The organism is Streptomyces sp. NPDC050619 (assembly GCF_040654815.1).
In the GTDB taxonomy this organism is placed as follows: Bacteria; Actinomycetota; Actinomycetes; order Streptomycetales; family Streptomycetaceae; genus Streptomyces.
Genome location: NZ_JBFAIR010000035.1, coordinates 1 through 20,646, shown reverse-complemented (window position 1 = coordinate 20,646; position 20,646 = coordinate 1). Strand labels below are relative to the sequence as shown.

The window sequence follows — 20,646 nt, the reverse complement described above, 5'->3', positions numbered from 1 at the left end:
GGCGGAGCCGAACAGGCGGACGCGGACGCCGAGACGGGCGGAGCCGAACAGGCGGACGCCGGCGCGGAGGCGGGCGGAGCCGAACAGGCGGACGCGGACGCCGAGACGGGCGGAGCCGAACAGGCGGACGCCGGCGCGGAGGCGGGCGGAGCCGAACAGGCGGACGCCGGCGCGGAGGCGGGCACCGCCGACCAGGCGCACACCGACACCCAAGCGGGCACCGCCAAACCAGCGCACACCGACACCGAGGAGGTCATGGGATGACGCGAGGACAACTGCCCATCGCCGAGCCGGTAACCGTGCGGCGGGCCTCCGTGCGGCTGGTGCGTGCCGATGGGCGGGCCTTCCTCGGTGTGCTCGCGCTGAACGCGGCGGCCGCCGGAGTGGGGCTCGCCGGGCCGTGGCTGCTGGGCCGGATCATCGACGAGGTGCGGTCCGGGGGCGGCGTCGACGCGGTGGACCGGGCCGCCCTCGGGATCCTGGTCTGCGCGGCGGCGCAGCTGCTGCTGGCGCGCTGGGCCCGGTACGCGGGGCACCGGTTCGGTGAGCGGACGCTGGCGCGGGTGCGCGAGGAGTTCGTCGACCGGGCGCTGGCGCTGCCCGCGTCCGTGGTGGAGCGGGCCGGTACCGGTGACCTGACGGCGCGCGGTACCGCAGACGTGGCCACCGTCGGCACCACGCTGCGCGACGCCGGCCCCGAGCTGCTCATCAACATCGTGCAGGCGCTGTTCCTGCTCGGCGCGGTCTTCGTGATCGACCCGCTGCTCGGCGCCCTGGGCCTGGTCACCCTCACCCCGATCTGGTTCGCCCTGCGCTGGTACCTGCGCCGGGCCCGGGACGCCTATCTCGCCGAGGGCGCGGCGAACTCGGACGTCGCCGAGATCCTCGCGGCGACGGTGGCCGGGGCCCGCACGGTGGAGGCGTTCCGGCTGCGGGAGCGCCGGGTGGCGGCGAGCCGGGAGGCGTTGGACCAGTCCCGGCGCAGGCGCCTGTACACGCTGCGCCTGCGCTCGGTGTTCTTCCCGGTGGTGGAGGTGTCGTACCTCCTCCCGGTGGCGGGGGTGCTGCTCATCGGCGAGGTGCTGCACGCGCGCGGGACGGTGAGCCTGGGAGCGGTCGTGGCGGCAGCGCTGTACCTGAGGCAGTTCGAGGGACCGCTCGACGAGATCCTCGTGCGCCTCGAGCAACTACAGAGCAGCGGCGCCTCCTTCGCCCGCGTGGAGGGACTGGCCCAGGCTCCGCGGGCGGGCACGGACGGCTCCGCCGTCCCCGCGGACGACCGGTTCGACGTGAAGGGCGCGCGCTATTCCTACGGCCGCGGGGGCGAGGTGCTGCACGGGGTCGACCTCACCGTCCGTCCCGGGGAGCGACTCGCCGTCGTCGGCCCCTCCGGCGCCGGGAAGACCACCCTCAGCAGACTGCTGGCGGGCGTCGACGCGCCGACCTCGGGCACGGTGACCGTGGGCGGGGTACCGGTCGTCGGCCTCGACCCCGAACAGCTGCGCCGCCAGGTCGTCCTGGTCACCCAGGAACACCACGTCTTCCTGGGCACGGTCCGCGACAACCTGCTGATCGCCGAACCAGCCGCGACGGACGAGGAGTTGTGGTCCGCGCTGGTCGCCGTCGGCGCCGAATCCTGGGTACGGGAGCTGCCGGACGGGCTCAACACCCTGTTGGGGGAGGGTGGTTGCCGCACGGACGGCTCCCAGGCCCAGCAACTCGCCCTGGCCCGGGTCGTCCTGGCCGACCCGCACACCCTGATCCTCGACGAGGCCACGGCCCTGCTGGACCCGACGACCGCCCGGCACACCGAGCGCGCCCTGGCCGCCGTACTCGAAGGCCGCACGGTCATCGCCATCGCCCACCGCCTGCACACCGCCCACGACGCCGACCGGGTGGCGGTGATGGAGAAGGGCCGGCTGACCGAACTCGGCACACACGAGGAGCTGGTGGCGGCGCAGGGGGCGTACGCGGCGCTGTGGGGGTCCTGGCACGGGGACCGGCCGGACGGCTCGGACTAGCTGAGGGCGCCTCAGGCCGCGTACGCCCGCAGGAACGTGTCGACCGCGGCCTGAGCCACCGCCCGCGTCTCGGCGGCCGGCACCTTGCGGGTGCCGAGGCGGGTGCGTGCCTCCAAGGGACCCACGAGCAGCGCCAGGAACTGTTCCGCTGCCTGCGCCGGGTCACACGGTCGCAGCCGGCCGGCCAGCGAGAGCCGGGCCAGCCGGTCCGCCAGTGCCTCGGCGAGCCGGTCCGAGGTACGGGACTGGACCGTCTCGACCAGGTCGGGGAAGCCGCCGACCTGGGAGTACGTCAGCCAGCGCAGGGCGCGGGAGCGGTCGCCGCAGCACACCTTGAGCAGTCGGTTTCCGACGTCTGCGAGAGCCGCGCGCAGATCGTCGCCGGGGTCGCGCAAGCGCTCGACGACGGCGAGGTTCTCCGCGAGCACGGCGTCGGCGGCGGCCTCCAGCGTGTGCCGGAACAGGCTCTCCTTGTCGCTGAGGTGGTTGTAGACCGTCGGCTTGGCCACGCCGGCCTCGTCGGCGATCTCCTTCACGCAGGCCTGCGTGTAACCCCGGCGCGCGAACACCGTGAAGGCGGCGTCCAGGATCGCCTGGCGTTTGTCGATTCGCCCACGAGCGAGGCGAGTTGGCGATGTCACAGGTGCAGGGTACCGCCTTGTGATTGACCAAGCGGACCATTAAATTGAACCCGCTGGTTCAGGCACGCCACGCTTCAGACACGCCACGCCCCACACCCGCGCAAGGAGGAAGCCCGTGATCGTCAACATCCTGCGGTTCAGCTTCAAGGACGCCACGACCGAGAAGGAGAAGGCCGCGGTGCTCGCGGCCATGCGACGCACCGCGTCCATCGAGTCCGCCGAGTTCGGGGTCGTCGGACAGGACATCGGCGATCCGGCCGAGGGCTTCACGCACACCTACTGCGCGGGCGTGGCGGATCTGGCGGCCCTGGAGCGATACATGCACGACCCGGTGCACCTGGACGGGGACCGGGTGATCCTGCCCCACATCCAGAAGATCTCGGCGGTCCGCCTCTCCGACGACATGGATCCCGGCCTGGGCGCGAAGGTCATGGCGCTGCACCAGGCGAAGGTCGCCAAGTACCCGGAGTGGGAAGCGCAGTTGGCCGCGATTCCCGAGAGCCCCTTCTGATCCGGACGCCCCGCCCTGACCCGGCCGCCCCGACCTGACCGCCCCGAACCGAACGATCCGCATATCGAACACCAACCACCGAGCAACGAACGGTTCCAGCCAATCTCCTGACGCGCTCCTGACAGGAACCACCCTCGCCTGCCACTCTTCCCACGGCCGCTTCACAGCAACCTCACATTTCCTCCGCTGTACCCGGCCCGGCACTCGCACGAGGTTCCGCCCTGTTCTGCCCGGACGGCCCACCCGCCGTCCGGTGTCCCCTGGCCGCGCGACCCGCGGCCACGCAGAAGGAGTCAGTGTTGAGAGACAGTTCCTCCCACAGACGCACCTCCCACACCCGCACCTCCCACAGACGCGGCACCAACCAGCGCAGGGTCGCCGCAGTGGCCCTCATCGGCGTCTCCGCCCTGATCGCCGCGGCCGTCCAGTCGGGCGCCGCCACCGCAGCCCCGGCGAAGGCACCGTCGGCCGCGGGCAAGGTCATACCGGGCTCGGAGTCGGTCAAGCTGACGCCCGCCCAGCGCGCCGCGCTGCTCCGCGCGGCCGAGGCCACCAAGGCGGAGACCGCCGAGGAACTCGGCCTGGGCGCCAAGGAGAAGCTCGTCGTCCGTGACGTCCTCAAGGACGGCGACGGCACCGTGCACACCCGCTACGAGCGCACCTACGACGGACTGCCCGTCCTGGGTGGCGATCTGGTCGTGGACAGCACGGCGGCCGACGCGACCGAGGCCGTCGTCAAGGCCACCCGCGCCGCCATCGAGCCGGCCACGACCACGGCCGCGCTGCCCGCCGCCAAGGCCAAGACCCAGGCCCTGAAGGCGGCCGAGGCCGAGGACGCCAAGAGCCCCGAGGTCAACCGCGCCCCGCGCAAGGTGATCTGGGCGGCCGACGGCAAGCCGACCCTGGCGTACGAGACGGTCGTGGGCGGATTCCAGCACGACGGCACCCCGCAGGAGCTGCACGTCGTCACGGACGCGGCCACCGGCGAGAAGCTGTACGAGTGGGAGGCCATCGAGAACGGCACCGGCAACACGGTGTACAGCGGCCAGGTCCCGCTCACCACCACGCAGTCCGGGTCGACGTACAACCTCACCGACGGCGCCCGCGGCAGCCACAAGACGTACAACCTCAACCGCGGCACCTCGGGCACCGGCACCCTGTTCTCCGGCCCGGACGACATCTGGGGCAACGGCACCCCGTCGAACCTGGAGTCGGCCGCCGCCGACGCGCACTACGGCGCCGCGCTGACCTGGGACTACTACAAGAACGTGCATGGCCGAAGCGGCATCCGCGGGGACGGTGTCGGCGCCTACTCCCGGGTCCACTACGGCAACAACTACGTCAACGCGTTCTGGTCCGACAGCTGCTTCTGCATGACGTACGGCGACGGCTCGGGCAACGCCAACCCGCTGACGTCGATCGACGTGGCCGCGCACGAGATGACCCACGGGCTCACCTCCAACACGGCCGGACTCAACTACTCCGGCGAGTCGGGCGGCCTGAACGAGGCGACCTCCGACATCTTCGGCTCGACCGTCGAGTTCTACGCCAACAACTCCTCCGACGTCGGTGACTACCTCATCGGCGAGGAGATCGACATCAACGGCGACGGCACGCCGCTGCGGTACATGGACCGGCCGAGCCAGGACGGTGCGTCCAAGGACGCCTGGTACTCGGGCATCGGCTCGATCGACGTGCACTACTCCTCGGGCCCGGCGAACCACTTCTTCTACCTGCTGAGCGAGGGCAGCGGCGCCAAGACCATCAACGGCGTCAGCTACAACTCGCCCACCTCGGACGGCCTCCCGGTCACCGGCATCGGCCGGGCCAAGGCGGAGAAGATCTGGTTCCGCGCGCTGACCACGAAGTTCACCTCGACCACCAACTACGCGGCGGCCCGCACCGGCACGCTCGCGGCGGCGGGCGAGCTGTACGGCACCACGAGCGCCGAGTACAAGGCCGTACAGGACGCCTGGGCCGGTGTCGCGGTCGGCGCCCGCTCCGACGGCGGGGGCGGCGGGGGCGGCACCTCCTTCGAGAGCGCCACCGACGTGTCGATTCCGGACAACGGGGCGGCGGTCACCTCGTCGATCACCGTGTCCGGGCGGGCGGGCAACGCGCCCTCGAACCTCGCGGTCGCGGTCGACATCGTGCACACCTGGCGCGGTGACCTCGTGATCGACCTGGTGGCCCCGGACGGAACGGCATACCGCCTGAAGGCCGCCAGCTCCAACGACTCGGCGGACAACGTCAACACGACCTACACAGTGAACGCGTCGAGCGAAGTCGCCAACGGCGCCTGGACGTTGAAGGTCCAGGACGTGGCGGCCCGGGACACCGGATACATCAACGGCTGGAAACTGACCTTCCCGTAAACCGGGGGCCCAACAGGGCGGGTGCCGTCCCGGTAGTGCGAACTCCCGGGATGGCACCCGCTTTTGCGTCCCGCTTAACGTCCCCGAAACGTTCACCGGACAGACGATTACCGGCCAACATCACTTGAGGGTCATGACATGTACGCGGCGCCGATGTCACTCTTCCTTCACCCGCCGCGCAACCTCTCAGCACTCCCCCACACTAGGAGCTCGCGTGACCCCCCTCTACGCGCGTCACAAGCGCACAACTCTGGCCGTCGCCACCGCCGTCGCCGCCGGCGCCCTGCTCACCACCGCCCTGACGACCGGTTCCGCCGTCGCCCAGACCCCCGCGGACTCCACCGGTGACAAGGCCCCCCTCGCCGCCGCGCCCGTCCAGCTGACCGCGGCCGCGCGCACCGCACTCATCCAGGAGCGGCAGGCCGACGCCGGCGACACCGCCCAGGAGATAGGCCTCGGCACCAAGGAGAAGCTGGTCGTCAAGGACGTCGTGAAGGACGCCGACGGCGCGGTCCACACCCGCTACGAGCGCACCTACGCGGGCCTGCCGGTCCTGGGCGGCGACCTGGTCGTCCACCAGGCCCCCAGCGGCGCGACCAAGAGCGTGACGAAGTCCGTCAAGGCCACCATCAAGGTCGCCTCTGTGACCCCGCGGGTCGCCACGTCCAAGGCGGAGAAGCAGGCGCTGACGGCGGCGAAGGCCGCGGGCTCGAAGAAGACGGAAGCCGACTCGGCGCCCCGCAAGGTGATCTGGGCGGCCGACGGCAAGCCGACCCTGGCGTACGAGACGGTCGTCGGCGGCCTTCAGGACGACGGCACCCCGAACGAGCTGCATGTCATCACCGACGCGGCCACCGGCGAGAAGCTCTTCGAGTACCAGGGCATCGAGAACGGCACCGGCAAGAGCCTCTACTCGGGCACGGTCACCCTCGGCACCACCCAGTCGGGCTCGACGTACCAGCTGACCGACGGGACGCGCGGCGGCCACAAGACGTACAACCTGGCCCGCGGGACGTCCGGCACCGGCACCCTGTTCACCGACGCGGACGACACGTGGGGCACGGGCGCGGCCTCCAGCTCCACCACGGACCAGACCGCGGCCGTCGACGCCGCCTACGGCGCCCAGGAGACCTGGGACTTCTACAAGTCCACCTTCGGCCGCAGCGGCATCAAGAACGACGGCAAGGCCGCCTACTCCCGCGTCCACTACGGCAACGCGTACGTCAACGCCTTCTGGGACGACAGCTGCTTCTGCATGACGTACGGCGACGGCGAGGGCAACACCAACCCGCTGACCTCGCTGGACGTGGCCGGCCACGAGATGAGCCACGGCGTCACCTCGAACACGGCGGGCCTGAACTACAGCGGCGAGTCCGGCGGCCTGAACGAGGCCACCTCCGACATCTTCGGCACGGGCGTGGAGTTCTACGCGGCCAACGCCTCCGACCCCGGCGACTACCTCATCGGCGAGAAGATCGACATCAACGGCGACGGCAGCCCGCTGCGCTACATGGACAAGCCCAGCAAGGACGGCGGCTCGGCGGACTCCTGGTCCTCCGGCGTCGGCAACCTGGACGTCCACAACTCCTCGGGCGTAGGGAACCACTTCTTCTACCTCCTGTCCGAGGGCAGCGGCGCGAAGACGATCAACGGGGTGAGCTACAACTCCCCGACCTCCAACGGCTCCACGGTCACCGGCATCGGCCGCGCCAAGGCCCTCCAGATCTGGTACAAGGCCCTGACGACGTACTTCACGTCGACCACCAACTACAAGGCGGCCCGCACCGGCACACTGAGCGCGGCAACGGCCCTGTACGGCTCCGACAGCACCGAGTACAAGGCGGTCGCGGCGGCCTGGTCGGCGGTCAACGTCAGCTGACCTTCCGCGAGTTGGGACAGGCGGGCCCCCGGGACGAAGGCATCCCCGGGGGCCGCCCTACCCTTGGGACCCATGTCCTTCACGTACGACGACGTCGGCGCGACCCGGGAGAACGGCTTCTGCCCGCCCGGCTTCCACCCCCTGCACGTGCGCACCATCATCGGCGAGGGCCAGGAGGTCTTCCGCAGAGCCGCCGAGGCGGTCCTCACCTGGGAGATGCACCGCGCGATGGGCGTCGGCATCGACGCGAGCGCGGACCGCGCCGCCCCCGACGTCGACGTCACCGTCACCCTCGCCGGCATGATCAAGGCACCGTGCCGGGTGGTCTGGACAGTGGAGGAGCCGAGGCGGGCCGGCTGGGCGTACGGCACACTGTCCGGCCACCCCGAGTGCGGCGAGGAATCCTTCATCGTGGAACGCACGGGCGACGGCACGGTCTGGCTCACGATCTCCGCGTTCAGCCGCGGCGCGAAGTGGTACGCCCGGGCGGGCGGGCCCGCGACGCGGGGGTTGCAGCATGCGTATGCGCGGCGGTGTGGGGTGGTGTTGCGGAAGTTGTGCGGCGGGGACGAGGCATAGCCGGGCCGAACTCACGCGACGCGGAGCCGCCTCAGCCGCCCGCCCACCTCTCACCACAACAACTTCGCGGCGCCGCGTCGAAGCCCTCGCCGCCGCCCTCGGCGACGCCATGCGCGCGCAACCGGGCCGCAGTTCGGTTAGCTCTGTCTTCGGCGTTCCGGAACGTACGCTCAACCCGAACGCCCCGTCGCTACCCCCTGACGGGGCCTTTCACATGCCGCCGGAGGTGACGCCGCAGTCCCGCCCGCTGAAGGCAGGACCCGATCACAGCTCTCACGTTGAGTCGCCATGCATCCCAAATTCATGAGTCAGGCTGCGAGCAGCAGACACGAAATCCCGCGCGCCTTGCATCGACACGGGCTCGCCATGAACTGCACGATCGCGCAGTCGGTGTAGCTCCCTGAGCATTGTCACCGACACTGGCGACATACCCGCGCGAACCATCTCGTTTACGAGGTTTCTGCGCCTAGCGTGCGACGGCCCAGTCCAAGACTCAGGCAAGACCTCTTCGACGAGGCCCTTAACCGCCTCCCACGCGATGATGATCGCTGCCACAGGGGACGTCGAAGCCAAAGCGTCGGCTTCGTCCAACTTGCTCGCCCACACGTCCCTTGCCCACGCGTCCGCTCGCAAGAGAGAGCCCCCTCGCGGCTCCGGCTCTGGCCCCGGCTCCGGCTCCGGTTCCGACTCCGGCTCCGGCTCTGGCACCCCGCCTCCACCCCAGCCCCCGCCCCTGGCCCCGACGTCCCACGGCTCCGGTTCTGGCTCCGGACCCCAGCCCCCCGCCCACGGATCCGGCTCTGGCCCCGGCTCCGGCCCTGGTTCCGAAGACACCAACTCATCAGCGCGCTCCCGGAGGTGACGCGCCTCGACTTCAAAGTCCACAGCACCGAGCGGGGTTTCCAGCCGCGTCAAGCGCCCAAAGGCTTCACGTAGATGCGCACGCAAGAACCACACGAGCCCGATCGTCGTGACGGGCCAAGCAACGGCCTTTAGATATTCGAGAACGAGTTCCGCAACCTTCACGGGCCCATGCTGCACATTTGATCAACTCCAAAGGGTTGATCTTGAGGAACGTTATGGAGGTGACATCCCCATGGCGAGCGCCCCATCACCGACACAGATCGTGGTGCGATGCGGCGCCACTGGTGCGGCATCGACTACGGCACCGCGAACCCGTTCTCGGCCGTCCTGCTCGGTGAGGGTGTCGACGACCGGCTGTACATGTGCGCCGAGTGGCGCCACGATTCCCGCGCAACGCACTGCAGCATGACCGACGCCAGTACAGCCGGGCCGTACGGAAGTGGCTCGACGCCCCTCGGTACCGCGCTCGAATGGACGTTCACTGACCCGTGCGCCGCCTCGTTCTCTACGCAGACTTGGCAGGATGGACACCCCGGCATCGCCCGCGACAGGAACGACGTCTTGCGAAAGTACGTCCTGGTTTCCCTGCTCAGAGTGCTTCTCCAGCTCGGACAGAGAAGGGCCCCGACGCTTCGGGAAGCGAGAGTCGGGGCCCTGGTCTTGCTTGCCTCACCTCGGTCTACGTCGCGTGCGGCTCCATACCGGGGTCAGTCATGGTGGCGTTGAAGTACTGGAACGCCGACAGCTCGTAGCCGCTGTGCTGCGTCAGGCCCGCGTGCTTGAGACACCACATCTGGGCGTCGTCCGCGTCGGCCGTGTCGGCGGAGCGTTCGCCGCACGTGAGGCACCGACCGCAGTGACGCACGGCCATGGCAGGTACGGCTGTCAGTGTCCATTCCGCGAACCGGTACCGGCCCCGTGTGATCGCGTTGCCCGCGCTCATCCGCATGCCTCAGCCGGAAGCTGCGGGTCGTCGTCCTGGTCGTCGTCGCTGTCGTCTGCGTCCTGGGCATCGTCCGGCTGGGGCAGGCGTGCGCCCCGGCTGTCGGCGATCCGCAGAACATCGCCGAGGCACTGGGTAGCCGCCCGCAGGGCGAGACGCAGCGCGTACTCCCCGGCCTTACGGTCGTCCAAGACAGCTCGGGCGCCCATGAGGACATCGGCGCCGTCACGCAACTGATCCGCCTCGATCTCGTCCGCGATGCGAGCCAGGGCGCCCGGGGTCCCATTCGTGGACAGGAAGCACGGCTTGCCGGTGTCGGTCTCCCACGGCAGCAGCCGCAGGCCCGGACCCGTCGTGGTAACGGCGTTGCGGTCGTAGCTCATCCGGCCGTCACCTCCGCCCCGTGAAACCGGCGCGGGCCGATGTCGATGCCGTGCGTCGCGAGTACCAGCGTGCGCCGTCGTGCCCGTCGCCGCCGTTCCCCCTGGCGTCGTTCGTGTGCGACGAGGTAGGGACGCACAAGGCCGATGTCCTCACCTCGCAACACGGGAACGCGCGGGAGACGGGCCGTCTGCACGTCCACGGTCGGCACGGGATTGGTCTCAGCGCTCCGGTGCCGTCCCGCCGCGGGAAGCAGTAACCGCAACAGCAGTTCGAAGATGCTGCCGATACAGTGCGGCATGTCGTCAACCTCCATGGGGTTGGTGGCCACGCCCCCGGACCGTCGCCACGGTCGCGGGGGTCTGTGTGTCAGTCGCCCTCCACACTTCCGTCCCAGGTGGCGCGTTCCTACTTCGTTCCATGACCGTTAGGAACGGAAGAGGTCTACCGTTGGAAGCGTGCCTAACGTCCCAGGGGGTTACCGGTGAACGAAGTACTGCGCCGCGCCATGCTCCAAGCCCGCATGACAGATCGTCAGTTGGCAGAGAAATGCGGCGTGGATACCAAGACTGTCGGCCGTTGGATCACCGAGACGGGACGGATCCCCCGTGCCCGCCATCGGTGGGCCGCCTGCGAGGCACTCGGAGAGGAGGAGACCGTGTTATGGCCAGCAGCCGCAAGGAAGGCGATCAAGGTCGGTCCGGACCGTGAGGTCGTTTCCGTCTATCCGTACCGGTCGGGCTGTCCGGCTTCGCTTTGGCGGTCATTGATCACCAAATCCGAGCGTGAGCTGACGTTCGCTGGTTACACCAACTACTTTCTGTGGCTTGAACAGGCCAGATTTGGTACCGCGTTGCGGCGTAAGGCCGCACAGGGGTGCCGAGTGCGCTTTTTACTCGGCGACCCTGACAGCGATCTCACACGGTCCCGCGAGCAAGACGAAGCTGTCGCGCTCACGCTGTCGACGCGTATCCGCGTGACGCTCGCCGAGCTGGAGAAGATCAGAAATCAGCCGGGGGTTGACGCGAGGTTCAGCGATGGACATGCGTACCTGTCCGTGTTCCGTTTCGATGACGACATGATCGTTACGCCCTTGCTGACGCACAGCGTTGGACACGATGCCCCTACGCTGCATCTGCGTCGTCACCAGGACGACGGCATGTTCGATCGCTTCGCCTCGCACATTGAGGAACTCTGGAAACGGGGCACTCCGGTATGGGAAGAGGAGGGCAATGGGTAGGCGCGATTACGAGGACGACCCGAACGCCCCCGCCGCGAACAGCTTGGTTCCGGCTGCTTCTGCCGTCGTCGTCGACAACTCCGGGCGCATTCTGCTTCAGCGTCGGCGCGACAACGACATGTGGGCGCTCCCCGGTGGTGCCATGCACATTGGCGAGTCACTGCCGGACTGCGCGATTCGCGAGACCCGCGAAGAAACGGGGCTTGATGTCGAGATCATCGGCATCGTCGGGACCTACACCAACCCCCGTCACGTCTTCGCCTACGACGACGGCGAGGTACGGCAAGAGTTCTCCATCTGCTTCATGGCTCGTCCTGTGGCTGGGCAACTGGCGGTATCCGAGGAATCCACCGATGTCCGCTGGTTCAGGCCCGCAGAGGTTGATGGACTCCCCATGGTCGCCAGCATCCGGAAGCGAGTAAACGACTGGCGCGACGGCAACATGCCCGCCGCCCGGTAGTCGGCACACGTGGACACGTGGGCCCCGTTGCTCCATGGCGGGGGTCGTTACCGTCTGAAAGTGCGGTGCCGTGATGCCGCACGTGGGCACGCCGCCGGCCCTGGAGGGGGTGGCTGCCTCAAGCCTCGGAGGCCGTCGGCCCCAGCTTCCGTAACGAAGGCTTGCCACTGCTCCACGGTCACGACCCGCTGCCACTTGCCGCGCTCGTACTTTCCCTCTGCGTCCCGCAGGGCGAGCCCGCGATCAGACAGGCATCGCCCGCGCATGCTGCTCCCGCAGGGCCGCCCAAGCCCGTTCCTGCTCCGGCCCCGGCATCGCGGGGGCGGGATGGCCGGCCCGGTCGATGAGCACCAGGGAGGTGGAGATGAAGCCGAGGGACAGGGAACGGAGGATTCCCTGATCGGATGTGCTGAACCGGGCGAGTGCCAGGGCACAGAGCGCGCTGAAGTCGCGGAAATCGATGACGCATACGCCGTCGACGGGGTCGCCGATGCCCGAGTCGACGCGGAACATTCCGGAGAAGACCTCGGCCGTACCTACGAATGCGTGGGCGACCTCGACGCCGGGGCACCAGATGTCCCGGCCGGGCATGTCACTTGCGTGGAACCTGAATTTCATGGCCGACTCCGACTCAATCCACGTCCATCGAGTGGGTTTCCCGGCGGTAGGGCTGCGAGATGAGGGCCAGACGCTGGGGGCGCCAGAGGTCGTCGTCCTCGTTCAAGCTCAGCTCGCCGTTCTTGCGGAGCAGCCAGATTTCCTCGAACTGGAAGTGCAACACGGCATCGCCGTCGACACGCTCCAACAGAGGTGCCACCAACCGGATCATGTCGTCCTGCTGGTCCGAGGTTCCCGTTTCCTTACCCATGCGGAACCCCACGTCGACCGTCGGAGTGAATCCGAGACCGGCGACGATTGGGTCCCAGGGGTGTGGTGGCCGCTGCTGGATCACAGTCACGCAGGTCCCTAGTGAGGTGTACACGAACACCCCTTTGGCCGCCAGCTGCTCACCCGTGATCGACGCGTCAAACACACCGATCCTCTTGCCGATTTCAGTAAGCCAGGCAGCAACTGCGTCTGCGGACGATCCCGTGGCGATGTCGAGGTCGTATTCGATTGCCATACAGAGCGACTTCCTTGGTTTCTACGGATACAGATGGACTAGATTTCCCTCACGGTCGATCACCATGACCTCTTTCAGCCCCTCCTTGGGCCAACTGTGGAACTGCTGCCGAAGGGCTCCGAGATCGGCATCACTGTCCCCGAGGTTCAGCACCACCCGCTCCGTCTGCCCCTTGTCCACCTTCTTCTCAACTGCCCTCCAGATAGAACGGGGATTGTCGGAAGTCGGCGCGTAGTTATCGAATATTTTTCCCTCGATGCAGAAATCTGGCTTCGTTCCGTTTGGCATTTTACCCGGCGTCTGTTCGACGTCGTACCCCTGTTTGGCCAAGGTCTCGGCGGAATGCACCTCCCGCCCTTTCGCGCGGACCGTCTCGGCATTGTCGTTCTTGCTGAGCGATTCCGGCTTCCCACGAGGCTGGGCACTCGGGTCGGGATCTCCCGACGGTTTGGTCCGCTCGGCCGCCCCAACCTCCCAGTCACCACCCCCTCCCCCACCCGCCCCGTCGGACGACATATCCACCCGGTTCGGCCCCGCCGCATCCTGAGCGATGTTGGCCATCCCGGCGCCCGCCAGCGACAAGCCGACCGCGATCTGCGCCGCGGCAGCCACGTTGATGGGAATGCCCAGCGCCGCCCCGATGCCGGTCGCGTCCAGCAGGACACCGCCCGCTTCCTCGCCGGCCCCCGCGACCACCATGGCGAGCCCGCCGAGGACCGACAGGGTGGCGGGAAGGTCGTGCACCATGGCGTTGCCGATGGAGGCGAGGTCCGAGACCAGGGTCTCGCCGACCTCCTTCAGGACGTCCCCCACGTCGGACACCACGGAGTCGACCGTGTTCTCGAACTTGTCCCAGCCGGAGTCGTGCATCCCGTCGTGGGTGATGGCGCGGTGGATGATTTTCGCGGCCGTTTTCGCGGCGTCCTCGCACACGTTCTTCGCGTGCTGGAGTGCCGACTTCGCGGCGCCCAGGTCACCCGCGGCCTGGTCCCGCTTCTTCTTCTGCCGTACGAGTTCGGGGTCGTCGTCCGGGGTGTCCGGCGGGAGGTTCTTGATGCTCCTGAGCGCCGTCTCGTGGTCGCTGTGCGCGGCCTGTCCCGCCTTCAGTGCCTTGTCGGCCAGTTGTTGCGCGTGTTCGAGGGCGCTCGCCCAGTCGGCGACGCTGTCCGGGCGGACCCGTGCGCCCATGGCACTCGCGGCCTTGTCGTAGCGGTGATACGCCTTCCGCAGGGGCTTGAGCGTGTCGTGTGCCGTGTCGCGGAACGTGTCGGCCGCCTTCGACTTCCAGGCGTCCACGGTGCACAGCGCCTCCACGTCACCGGCTTCGCGCCAGATGTCGTCGGCGATGTCGCGCAGTGACTGGCCGAGCAGGGCGATGGCGTCCGGGTCGCCGGGCACGGGGTCGCCGTCCTCACCGAGCACGGCCCACTCGTGGACGGGAGGACGCCTCACTTCGGCGGTCCTCCGTCGCGCCCCGCCCGGACGTCCTGGCGGCGCAGCGCCTCGGCGAGCTGCGCGTCGACGGCGTCGTAACTCTTGGCCGCTTCCGCGGTGATGACGCCGAGCGTTCTTATCTTTTCCGCTAGGTCCTTGCGGTGGATCTTCCAGTTGCCGGCGAATTCGTCGAAGGCGTCGACGACGTGCTTGTTCCCGAGTTCCGCGGCCGAGAAGTCGTCGGCCGGATTGGCCCGGCTCGTGAAGGAGTCGTAAATCCTCTGGAGAGCGCGCGAGCACTCGCGGATGCGTTTGGTGTCCGCCTTCAGATCACTCATCGGTGCCCCGTACCGACACGCGGTCGCCCCCATACGTCACCCTCTGACGGTACTGAGAGTGCGTATAAGCCAGGTATGGCCCGGGTGCGCGGCGAGTAACCCGGACGGCAAGGGCGGGCAAAGATCGCCCGCCCCGCCTCACCGGAACGACGGCCACTGATCGGCAGCCCACTCCGCCCAACCCGACCACCCACGAGGCGGACCGCCGATCTCATGACCCTCGAGTTCCGCGGCGTCGGGCTCCTCGAACAGCGTCCGCCAGTGCGAGAGGTCCGCCTCGCTCATCGGGTAGGTCTGATCCGGAGTGGTCGCCTGGCGATGGGCGATCCGAGCGCGTTGGGTCTCGGGGTCCACCGGCACGTACACGAGGTGACAGGACGCGCCCACGGACTTCGCCAACCAGCGGATCGCGGACCTCTCGTCTCGAGACCAGCATCCGAAGTCAAGGACCACACTGGTTCCGAGCCTCAGTGCCTCCAGAGCGAGCCAGAGCAGCCGTCCTTCCAGGACTTCGCGCTTCCCGTCCGCGTCCGACTCGCCGAACAGCGGAATCATCCACTCGTCAGTTGTCAGCCGCAGCGCGCTGTGCTCGTTGGCCAGCTGCCGGGCCCTGGTGGTCTTTCCGGCGCCCGGCAGGCCGACTGTCAGGAACAACGTGGTCACACCCGGATCGTTCATGGAACCCAGGTGAAGGACAACTTCTTTCAGCGCGTGACCTCTAGCGGGCAGGTGATCCGGGAAGCACCGAACTCACCGCATCAACACCCCCGCCCCCTCCACCACTTCCTCCGACGGCGCCACCACCAGACCCAGCTCCGCGCTCGACGCCAGCAGCCGGTGCGCGGGAAGGACCCGGACCGTGTAGCCGTACGGGCCCGTGCGGTCCAGGGACAGTGGACCCTCGTACACCCACCGCCCCTCCGCGTCCGGGCCGCCCGCCGGTTTCAGGGGGACCGTCGTCGCGTCGGTGATGTGGTCCTCCTCGTCCACGCGGCCCGAGACCGCCTGTACCTCGACGTCGTCGGGGCCGAGGTCGCCGAGTGCCACGCGCACGCGAAGGCCCAGGGTCGTGCCGAGTTCCGCCGTGGCCGTGGCGGCGGTCGTCTCGACGTGGTCGACTCTCACGCCGTGCCAGGCCGCGCGCAGCTTGGACTTCCACTCGGCGACCTCGCCCGCCAGGTCCGGGGTCATCGTGCGGTGGGCGTGGGCGGCCGGGGCGTAGAGGCGCTCGACGTACTCGCGGACCATGCGGCCCGCCAGCACCTTCGGGCCGAGCAGAGTGAGCGTCTGGCGGACCATCTCGATCCAGCGGTCGGGCAGGCCGTGCTGGCCGTGTTCGTAGAAGCGCGGGGTCACCCGCTGTTCGAGCAGGTCGTAGAGCGCGGCGGCCTCTATGTCGTCGCGGCGGTCGTGGTCGGTGCCCGCGCCGTCCGCCGTGGGGATCGCCCAGCCGAAGTCGGGCTGGAACCACTCGTCCCACCAGCCGTCCAGGACGGAGAGGTTGAGGCAGCCGTTCAGGGCGGCCTTCATACCGGACGTGCCGCACGCCTCCAGGGGGCGGAGCGGGTTGTTCAGCCAGATGTCGCAGCCGGGGTACAGCTTCTGCGCCATCGCCATGCCGTAGTCGGGGAGGAAGACGATGCGGTGGCGCACGCGCGGGTCGTCCGCGAATCGCACCAGCTCCTGGACCAGGCGCTTGCCGCCGTCGTCCGCCGGGTGCGCCTTGCCCGCCACGACGATCTGGATCGGGCGCTCGGGGTGGAGCAGGAGTTCCATCAGGCGGTCGCGGTCGCGGAGCATGAGGGTCAGGCGTTTGTACGACGGGACGCGCCGCGCGAATCCGATCGTGAGGACATCCGGGTCGAGCACACCGTCGATCCAGCCCAACTCGGCCGTCCCCGCGCCGCGTTGCCGCCAAGAGGCCCGCAGCCGCTCGCGCACCTCCGTCACCAGCTGCTCGCGCAGGTTCCGCCGCAGCTCCCAGATGTCCTGGTCGGGGATGTCCGCGACCGCGTCCCAGCGGTCCGAGCCGCCGACCGTCAGGGCGTCCTCGGTGCGCTGGGCGCCGACCTGCCGGGCGCCGAGCCGGAGCACCTCGGGGGCGACCCAGGTCGGGGCGTGCACGCCGTTCGTCACGGAGGTGATCGGCACCTCCTCGGGGTCGAATCCCGGCCACAGTCCGGAGAACATCTCCCGGCTGACCGCGCCGTGGAGGAGGGAGACCCCGTTGGCGCGCTGGGCCAGGCGCAGGCCCATCACGGCCATGTTGAAGAGGTTGGGTTCGCCGCCGGGGTAGGTCTCCATGCCCAGGTTGAGGATGCGTCCGACGTCCATGCGCGGGAGTTCGGCGTCGGCGCCGAAGTGGCGGGCGACCAGCTCGCGGTCGAAGCGGTCGATGCCGGCCGGGACGGGGGTATGGGTGGTGAACACGGTGCCCGCCCGGACCGCTTCGAGGCCGGCGTCGAAATCGAGCCCCTGGTCGCAGAGTTCGGCGATCCGCTCCAGGCCGAGGAAGCCCGCGTGGCCCTCATTGGTGTGGAAGACCTCCGGGGCGGGGTGGCCGGTCAGTCGGCAGTACGTCCGTACCGCCCGCACTCCTCCTATGCCCAGCAGCATCTCCTGCAACAGCCGGTGCTCGCTGCCGCCGCCGTAGAGCCGGTCGGTCACCCCGCGTTCGCCGAGGTCGTTCTCCTCGACGTCCGAGTCCAGCATCAGCAGCGGGACCCGGCCCACCTGGGCCAGCCAGATACGGGCGCGCAGCTGCTTGCCGCCGGGCAGGGCGAGGGAGACGTCGGCCGGGGTGCCGTCGGCCTCCCTGAGGGGGGCGACGGGCAGTTCGTTGGGGTCGAGGACCGGATAGTGCTCCTGCTGCCAGCCGTCCCGGGACAGGGACTGGCGGAAGTAGCCGTGCCGGTACAGGAGTCCGACGCCGATCAGCGGCACGCCGAGGTCGCTGGCCGCCTTGAGATGGTCGCCGGCCAGGATGCCGAGGCCGCCGGAGTACTGGGGCAGGGCGGCCGTGATGCCGAACTCGGGCGAGAAGTAGGCGACGGCGGCGGGGAGTTCGGCGGGCTGGGTCTGGTACCAGCGGTCGCCGGTGACGTAGTCGCCCAGGTCGTCGGCGACCGCCGTGAGCCGACGCAGGAAGCGGCGGTCCTCGGCGAGTTCGGCGAGCCGTGCGGTGCGCACGCTGCCGAGGAGCCGTACGGGATCGCCGTCCGAGGAGGCCCAGCGCTCCGGATCGACGGACTGGAAGAGGTCACGGGTCTCCGCGTGCCAGGACCAGCGCAGATTGCGCGCGAGGTCGCTGAGCGGCCGCAGGGATTCAGGGAGGACGGGTCGGACGGTGAATCGACGGATCGCCTTCACTTGCCACCTCGGCGCGAGTCGCTGTCGCGGACGCACAACGCTGTGCGTCTCATCGTCCGTCATGACGCTACCAGCGTGCCTGCTGCTTCCGATTTGGCCGATTCCACCCCTGTAGGCGTCCTTGTGGTACTTCACACCGCACGAGAGGCTGCCCAAGTGGCGTACCGGCCGGCAACCGGGGTGCACCCGGCGAAACACGGCTGCCGTACGCCGAGTCGAGGAGGGGGACACAGCCATGGCACCGACGCGAAGGCGGCCTCTGCGCCGGGCGGGGGGTCTGACCGCGGTCACCTGTGCCGCGGCACTTTCGGCCATCACCCTGCCCGCGCACGCCGCACCGGAGGGCCGGATACTCGGCGCCGGCCAGCCCGGCTCCGTCAGCGGAAGTTACCTGGTGACGCTCAAGGGGGGAACAAAGGCCTCGTCGGCAGACGGAAAGGGTCTCGCCGGGACATATGGGGCGCACATCAGCCACACCTACGGCACGGTCCTCAACGGCTATGCCGTCAAGGCGAACGAGAGACAGGCGAAGCTGCTCGCGGCGGACTCCCGGGTCGCCTCGGTCGTCCAGGACACCCGCGTGGGCCTCGACCAAGACACCCGCGTGAGCCTCGACCACGTCCAGAAGAACCCGCCGTCCTGGGGCCTGGACCGCCTCGACCAGCCGAAGCCGCCGCTCGACAGGAGCTACACCTCGCCGGAGTCCCAGGGCGCGGGAGCGACGGTCTACGTGATCGACACCGGCATCCGGACCAGCCACAAGGACTTCGGCGGCCGGGCGAGCAGCGGCTGGGACTTCGTCGGCGACGACAAGGCGGCGAGCGACGGCAACGGGCACGGCACGCATGTCGCCGGCATCGCCGCCGGCACGAAGTACGGCGTCGCCAAGAAGGCCAAGGTGGTCGCCGTACGCGTCCTCGACAGCAACGGCGCGGGCACCACGGCCCGGGTCGTCGCCGGCATCGACTGGGTGACCAGGCACGCGAAGAAGCCCGCGGTCGCCAACCTCAGCCTGGGCGGCTTCTACAACGCCCAGCTGGACGCCGCCGTACGCAACTCGATCGCGTCCGGTGTCACGTACACCGTCGCGGCGGGCAACGAAGGGATGCCGGCCGGTCTCTACTCCCCCGCGGGCGTACGGCAGGCGATCACGGTCGGCGCGAGCGACAAGCGGGACGCGCGGGCCGGCTTCTCCAACTACGGCTCGGCCCTCGACCTGTTCGCACCGGGCGCGTCGATCACCTCGACGTCCTACGCGAGCGACACCGGCCGGGCGACCTACTCCGGTACGTCGATGGCGTCGCCGCACGCCGCGGGCGCCGCCGCGCTCTATCTCGCGGGCCATCGGAGGGCCACTCCCGCACAGGTCGGGGAGACACTCGTCACGCTGGCCGCGTCCGGAAAGGTCTCCGGCCGGGGACTCGGCTCACCGAACAAACTTCTGCAAGTGCCGCGCTCATAATGTCCAAGTCCCAGCACCGGCCCCGTTCGGCGCGAACGGGGCCGGTCTTGTGTGTAGACATACGCGTGAGTAGTTAACAAAGTGCCGGATTGCCCACCCGAATAGGGTGGGAAGGCTCCTCCGGTACACCTCGCAGGCGCAGCACAGCTACAGCACAGTCTCAGCACTGGCACGCCCCAGGTGTGCCACGCGGGACCCACCTCCCCACACCCCCATCCGCCCACCCACGTTGATGCGGACAGGAGCGGTCATGCCCGCCACGCACCACTCGTCAGCACCCCCGACACGCAGCACAGACGCACCCCCCGTGCGCCCGGTCGAGGCCGGCCCGCCGGTCCCGGAGAAACCCTCCGTGGACGACGTCCCGGCTGACGTCCCGGCGCTGGGGCGCATACCCGTCCTCGACGTCCGCCCGGTCGTCCAGCAGGGCCGCAGGCCCGCCAAGGCGGTGACCGGCGAGTCGTTCGAGATCTCGGCCACCGTGTTCCGCGAGGGGCACGACGCCGTCGCCGCCAACGTCGTCCTCAGGGACCCGGAAGGCCGCCCCGGTCCCTGGACGCCGATGCGGGAGTTGGCCCCGGGCACCGACCGGTGGGGCGCCACCGTCACCGCCGGCGCGCCGGGCCGCTGGACGTACACGGTGGAGGCGTGGGGCGATCCCATCACCACCTGGCGGCACCACGCGCAGATCAAGATCCCCGCGGGGATGGACACCGAGTCGGTGCTGGAGGAGGGCGCGCGGCTGTACGAGCGGGCCGCCGCCGGTGTGCCGAGGGACGGCGGCCATCGGGACGTGATCCTCGCCGCCGCCGACGCCCTGCGGGACGAGACCCGTCCCGCGGCGTCGCGGCTGGCCGCGGCGTTGACGCCGGAGGTGGACGCGGTGCTGGCCCGGCATCCGCTGCGGGAGCTGGTGACCGCCTCGCGGACACTGCCGCTGCTGGTGGAACGCGAACGCGCCCTGTACGGCTCCTGGTACGAGTTCTTCCCCCGCTCCGAGGGGAGTGCCGACCACCCGCACGGCAC

19 protein-coding genes and 1 pseudogene are annotated in these 20,646 nt (G+C 69.4%); 10 read left to right on the top strand and 10 right to left on the bottom strand.

Annotated features, from left to right (window positions below; all coding sequences use genetic code 11):
- Together AB0I77_RS40685 and AB0I77_RS40680 are read left to right on the top strand one after the other, a co-directional pair.
- Window positions 1-264: pseudogene (locus AB0I77_RS40685) on the top strand (transcription termination/antitermination protein NusG); the annotation flags it as partial.
- Window positions 261-2,021, top strand: a complete 1,761-nt coding sequence (locus tag AB0I77_RS40680) for an ABC transporter ATP-binding protein (RefSeq protein WP_363287873.1) — start codon at window positions 261-263, stop codon at window positions 2,019-2,021. The pseudogene AB0I77_RS40685 and the gene AB0I77_RS40680, both read left to right, overlap by 4 nt.
- Before the next feature lie 11 nt (window positions 2,022-2,032).
- On the opposite strand, the gene AB0I77_RS40675 is transcribed toward AB0I77_RS40680, so the two are convergent.
- Window positions 2,033-2,662, bottom strand: coding sequence for a TetR/AcrR family transcriptional regulator (locus AB0I77_RS40675; RefSeq protein WP_363287872.1), 630 nt, complete (start codon window positions 2,660-2,662; stop codon window positions 2,033-2,035).
- A 115-nt stretch (window positions 2,663-2,777) separates the two neighbouring features.
- Here AB0I77_RS40675 and AB0I77_RS40670 point away from each other — a divergent pair, with 115 nt between their 5' ends.
- The 4 genes from AB0I77_RS40670 to AB0I77_RS40655 all read left to right on the top strand — a co-directional run bounded on the left by AB0I77_RS40670 (window position 2,778) and on the right by AB0I77_RS40655 (window position 8,006).
- The gene (locus AB0I77_RS40670; protein WP_363287871.1) at window positions 2,778-3,173 is read left to right on the top strand and encodes a Dabb family protein; all 396 of its coding nucleotides are present in this window, start codon (window positions 2,778-2,780) and stop codon (window positions 3,171-3,173) included.
- Between the two features lie 299 nt (window positions 3,174-3,472).
- On the top strand, window positions 3,473-5,548 hold the full coding sequence (locus tag AB0I77_RS40665; RefSeq protein ID WP_363287870.1) for a M4 family metallopeptidase: 2,076 nt from the start codon (window positions 3,473-3,475) through the stop codon (window positions 5,546-5,548).
- A 214-nt stretch (window positions 5,549-5,762) separates the two neighbouring features.
- Window positions 5,763-7,427 carry a M4 family metallopeptidase gene (locus AB0I77_RS40660; protein WP_363287869.1) on the top strand — a complete coding sequence of 555 codons (1,665 nt, stop codon included), beginning with the start codon at window positions 5,763-5,765 and terminating at the stop codon, window positions 7,425-7,427.
- Window positions 7,428-7,499: 72 nt separating this feature from the next.
- Window positions 7,500-8,006: a DUF1990 domain-containing protein gene (locus tag AB0I77_RS40655; RefSeq protein ID WP_363287868.1), complete on the top strand. Its 507-nt coding sequence runs from the start codon at window positions 7,500-7,502 to the stop codon at window positions 8,004-8,006.
- A gap of 1,543 nt (window positions 8,007-9,549) precedes the next feature.
- On the opposite strand, the gene AB0I77_RS40650 is transcribed toward AB0I77_RS40655, so the two are convergent.
- The 3 genes from AB0I77_RS40650 to AB0I77_RS40640 all read right to left on the bottom strand — a co-directional run bounded on the left by AB0I77_RS40650 (window position 9,550) and on the right by AB0I77_RS40640 (window position 10,495).
- Window positions 9,550-9,741, bottom strand: a complete 192-nt coding sequence (locus tag AB0I77_RS40650) for a hypothetical protein (RefSeq protein WP_363287867.1) — start codon at window positions 9,739-9,741, stop codon at window positions 9,550-9,552.
- Between the two features lie 68 nt (window positions 9,742-9,809).
- Window positions 9,810-10,196: a hypothetical protein gene (locus AB0I77_RS40645; protein ID WP_363287866.1), complete on the bottom strand. Its 387-nt coding sequence runs from the start codon at window positions 10,194-10,196 to the stop codon at window positions 9,810-9,812.
- Window positions 10,193-10,495 carry a hypothetical protein gene (locus AB0I77_RS40640; protein ID WP_363287865.1) on the bottom strand — a complete coding sequence of 101 codons (303 nt, stop codon included), beginning with the start codon at window positions 10,493-10,495 and terminating at the stop codon, window positions 10,193-10,195. Before AB0I77_RS40640 ends, AB0I77_RS40645 begins: the two co-directional genes overlap by 4 nt.
- Window positions 10,496-10,678: 183 nt before the next feature.
- On the opposite strand from AB0I77_RS40640, the gene AB0I77_RS40635 reads away from it, so the two are divergent.
- Together AB0I77_RS40635 and AB0I77_RS40630 are read left to right on the top strand one after the other, a co-directional pair.
- The gene (locus AB0I77_RS40635) at window positions 10,679-11,434 is read left to right on the top strand and encodes a DUF5919 domain-containing protein (protein ID WP_363287864.1); all 756 of its coding nucleotides are present in this window, start codon (window positions 10,679-10,681) and stop codon (window positions 11,432-11,434) included.
- The gene (locus AB0I77_RS40630; protein WP_363287863.1) at window positions 11,427-11,894 is read left to right on the top strand and encodes an NUDIX domain-containing protein; all 468 of its coding nucleotides are present in this window, start codon (window positions 11,427-11,429) and stop codon (window positions 11,892-11,894) included. Before AB0I77_RS40635 ends, AB0I77_RS40630 begins: the two co-directional genes overlap by 8 nt.
- A gap of 243 nt (window positions 11,895-12,137) precedes the next feature.
- On the opposite strand, the gene AB0I77_RS40625 is transcribed toward AB0I77_RS40630, so the two are convergent.
- The 6 genes from AB0I77_RS40625 to AB0I77_RS40600 all read right to left on the bottom strand — a co-directional run bounded on the left by AB0I77_RS40625 (window position 12,138) and on the right by AB0I77_RS40600 (window position 18,158).
- Window positions 12,138-12,485: a DUF6086 family protein gene (locus AB0I77_RS40625; RefSeq protein WP_363287862.1), complete on the bottom strand. Its 348-nt coding sequence runs from the start codon at window positions 12,483-12,485 to the stop codon at window positions 12,138-12,140.
- A gap of 40 nt (window positions 12,486-12,525) precedes the next feature.
- Window positions 12,526-13,017 carry a SitI3 family protein gene (locus AB0I77_RS40620; RefSeq protein WP_363287861.1) on the bottom strand — a complete coding sequence of 164 codons (492 nt, stop codon included), beginning with the start codon at window positions 13,015-13,017 and terminating at the stop codon, window positions 12,526-12,528.
- 21 nt (window positions 13,018-13,038) lie between these two features.
- Window positions 13,039-14,469: a hypothetical protein gene (locus AB0I77_RS40615; RefSeq protein ID WP_363287860.1), complete on the bottom strand. Its 1,431-nt coding sequence runs from the start codon at window positions 14,467-14,469 to the stop codon at window positions 13,039-13,041.
- Window positions 14,466-14,789 (bottom strand): hypothetical protein, encoded by a 324-nt coding sequence (locus AB0I77_RS40610; protein ID WP_363287859.1) that lies wholly within the window; start codon window positions 14,787-14,789, stop codon window positions 14,466-14,468. Before AB0I77_RS40610 ends, AB0I77_RS40615 begins: the two co-directional genes overlap by 4 nt.
- A gap of 138 nt (window positions 14,790-14,927) precedes the next feature.
- Complete coding sequence (locus tag AB0I77_RS40605; protein WP_363287858.1) at window positions 14,928-15,452, bottom strand: ATP-binding protein; 525 nt, start codon at window positions 15,450-15,452, stop codon at window positions 14,928-14,930.
- An 87-nt stretch (window positions 15,453-15,539) separates the two neighbouring features.
- Entirely contained in the window at window positions 15,540-18,158 is a 2,619-nt protein-coding gene (locus AB0I77_RS40600; RefSeq protein ID WP_363287857.1) for a glycosyltransferase family 1 protein, read from the bottom strand.
- Between the two features lie 235 nt (window positions 18,159-18,393).
- On the opposite strand from AB0I77_RS40600, the gene AB0I77_RS40595 reads away from it, so the two are divergent.
- Complete coding sequence (locus AB0I77_RS40595) at window positions 18,394-19,620, top strand: S8 family peptidase (RefSeq protein WP_363287856.1); 1,227 nt, start codon at window positions 18,394-18,396, stop codon at window positions 19,618-19,620.
- A gap of 250 nt (window positions 19,621-19,870) precedes the next feature.
- On the top strand, window positions 19,871-20,646 hold a 776-nt coding region (locus AB0I77_RS40590; RefSeq protein ID WP_363287855.1), incomplete at its 3' end, for a maltotransferase domain-containing protein.

Coding starts and splice junctions, on each gene's coding strand:
- AB0I77_RS40680 (WP_363287873.1), top strand. CDS start 261: ATGACGCGAGGACAACTGCCCATCGCCGAGCCGGTAACCGTGCGGCGG.
- AB0I77_RS40655 (WP_363287868.1), top strand. CDS start 7,500: ATGTCCTTCACGTACGACGACGTCGGCGCGACCCGGGAGAACGGCTTC.
- AB0I77_RS40650 (WP_363287867.1), bottom strand. CDS start 9,741: ATGGCCGTGCGTCACTGCGGTCGGTGCCTCACGTGCGGCGAACGCTCC.
- AB0I77_RS40645 (WP_363287866.1), bottom strand. CDS start 10,196: ATGAGCTACGACCGCAACGCCGTTACCACGACGGGTCCGGGCCTGCGG.
- AB0I77_RS40640 (WP_363287865.1), bottom strand. CDS start 10,495: ATGCCGCACTGTATCGGCAGCATCTTCGAACTGCTGTTGCGGTTACTG.
- AB0I77_RS40630 (WP_363287863.1), top strand. CDS start 11,427: ATGGGTAGGCGCGATTACGAGGACGACCCGAACGCCCCCGCCGCGAAC.
- AB0I77_RS40625 (WP_363287862.1), bottom strand. CDS start 12,485: ATGCCCGGCCGGGACATCTGGTGCCCCGGCGTCGAGGTCGCCCACGCA.
- AB0I77_RS40620 (WP_363287861.1), bottom strand. CDS start 13,017: ATGGCAATCGAATACGACCTCGACATCGCCACGGGATCGTCCGCAGAC.
- AB0I77_RS40610 (WP_363287859.1), bottom strand. CDS start 14,789: ATGAGTGATCTGAAGGCGGACACCAAACGCATCCGCGAGTGCTCGCGC.
- AB0I77_RS40595 (WP_363287856.1), top strand. CDS start 18,394: ATGGCACCGACGCGAAGGCGGCCTCTGCGCCGGGCGGGGGGTCTGACC.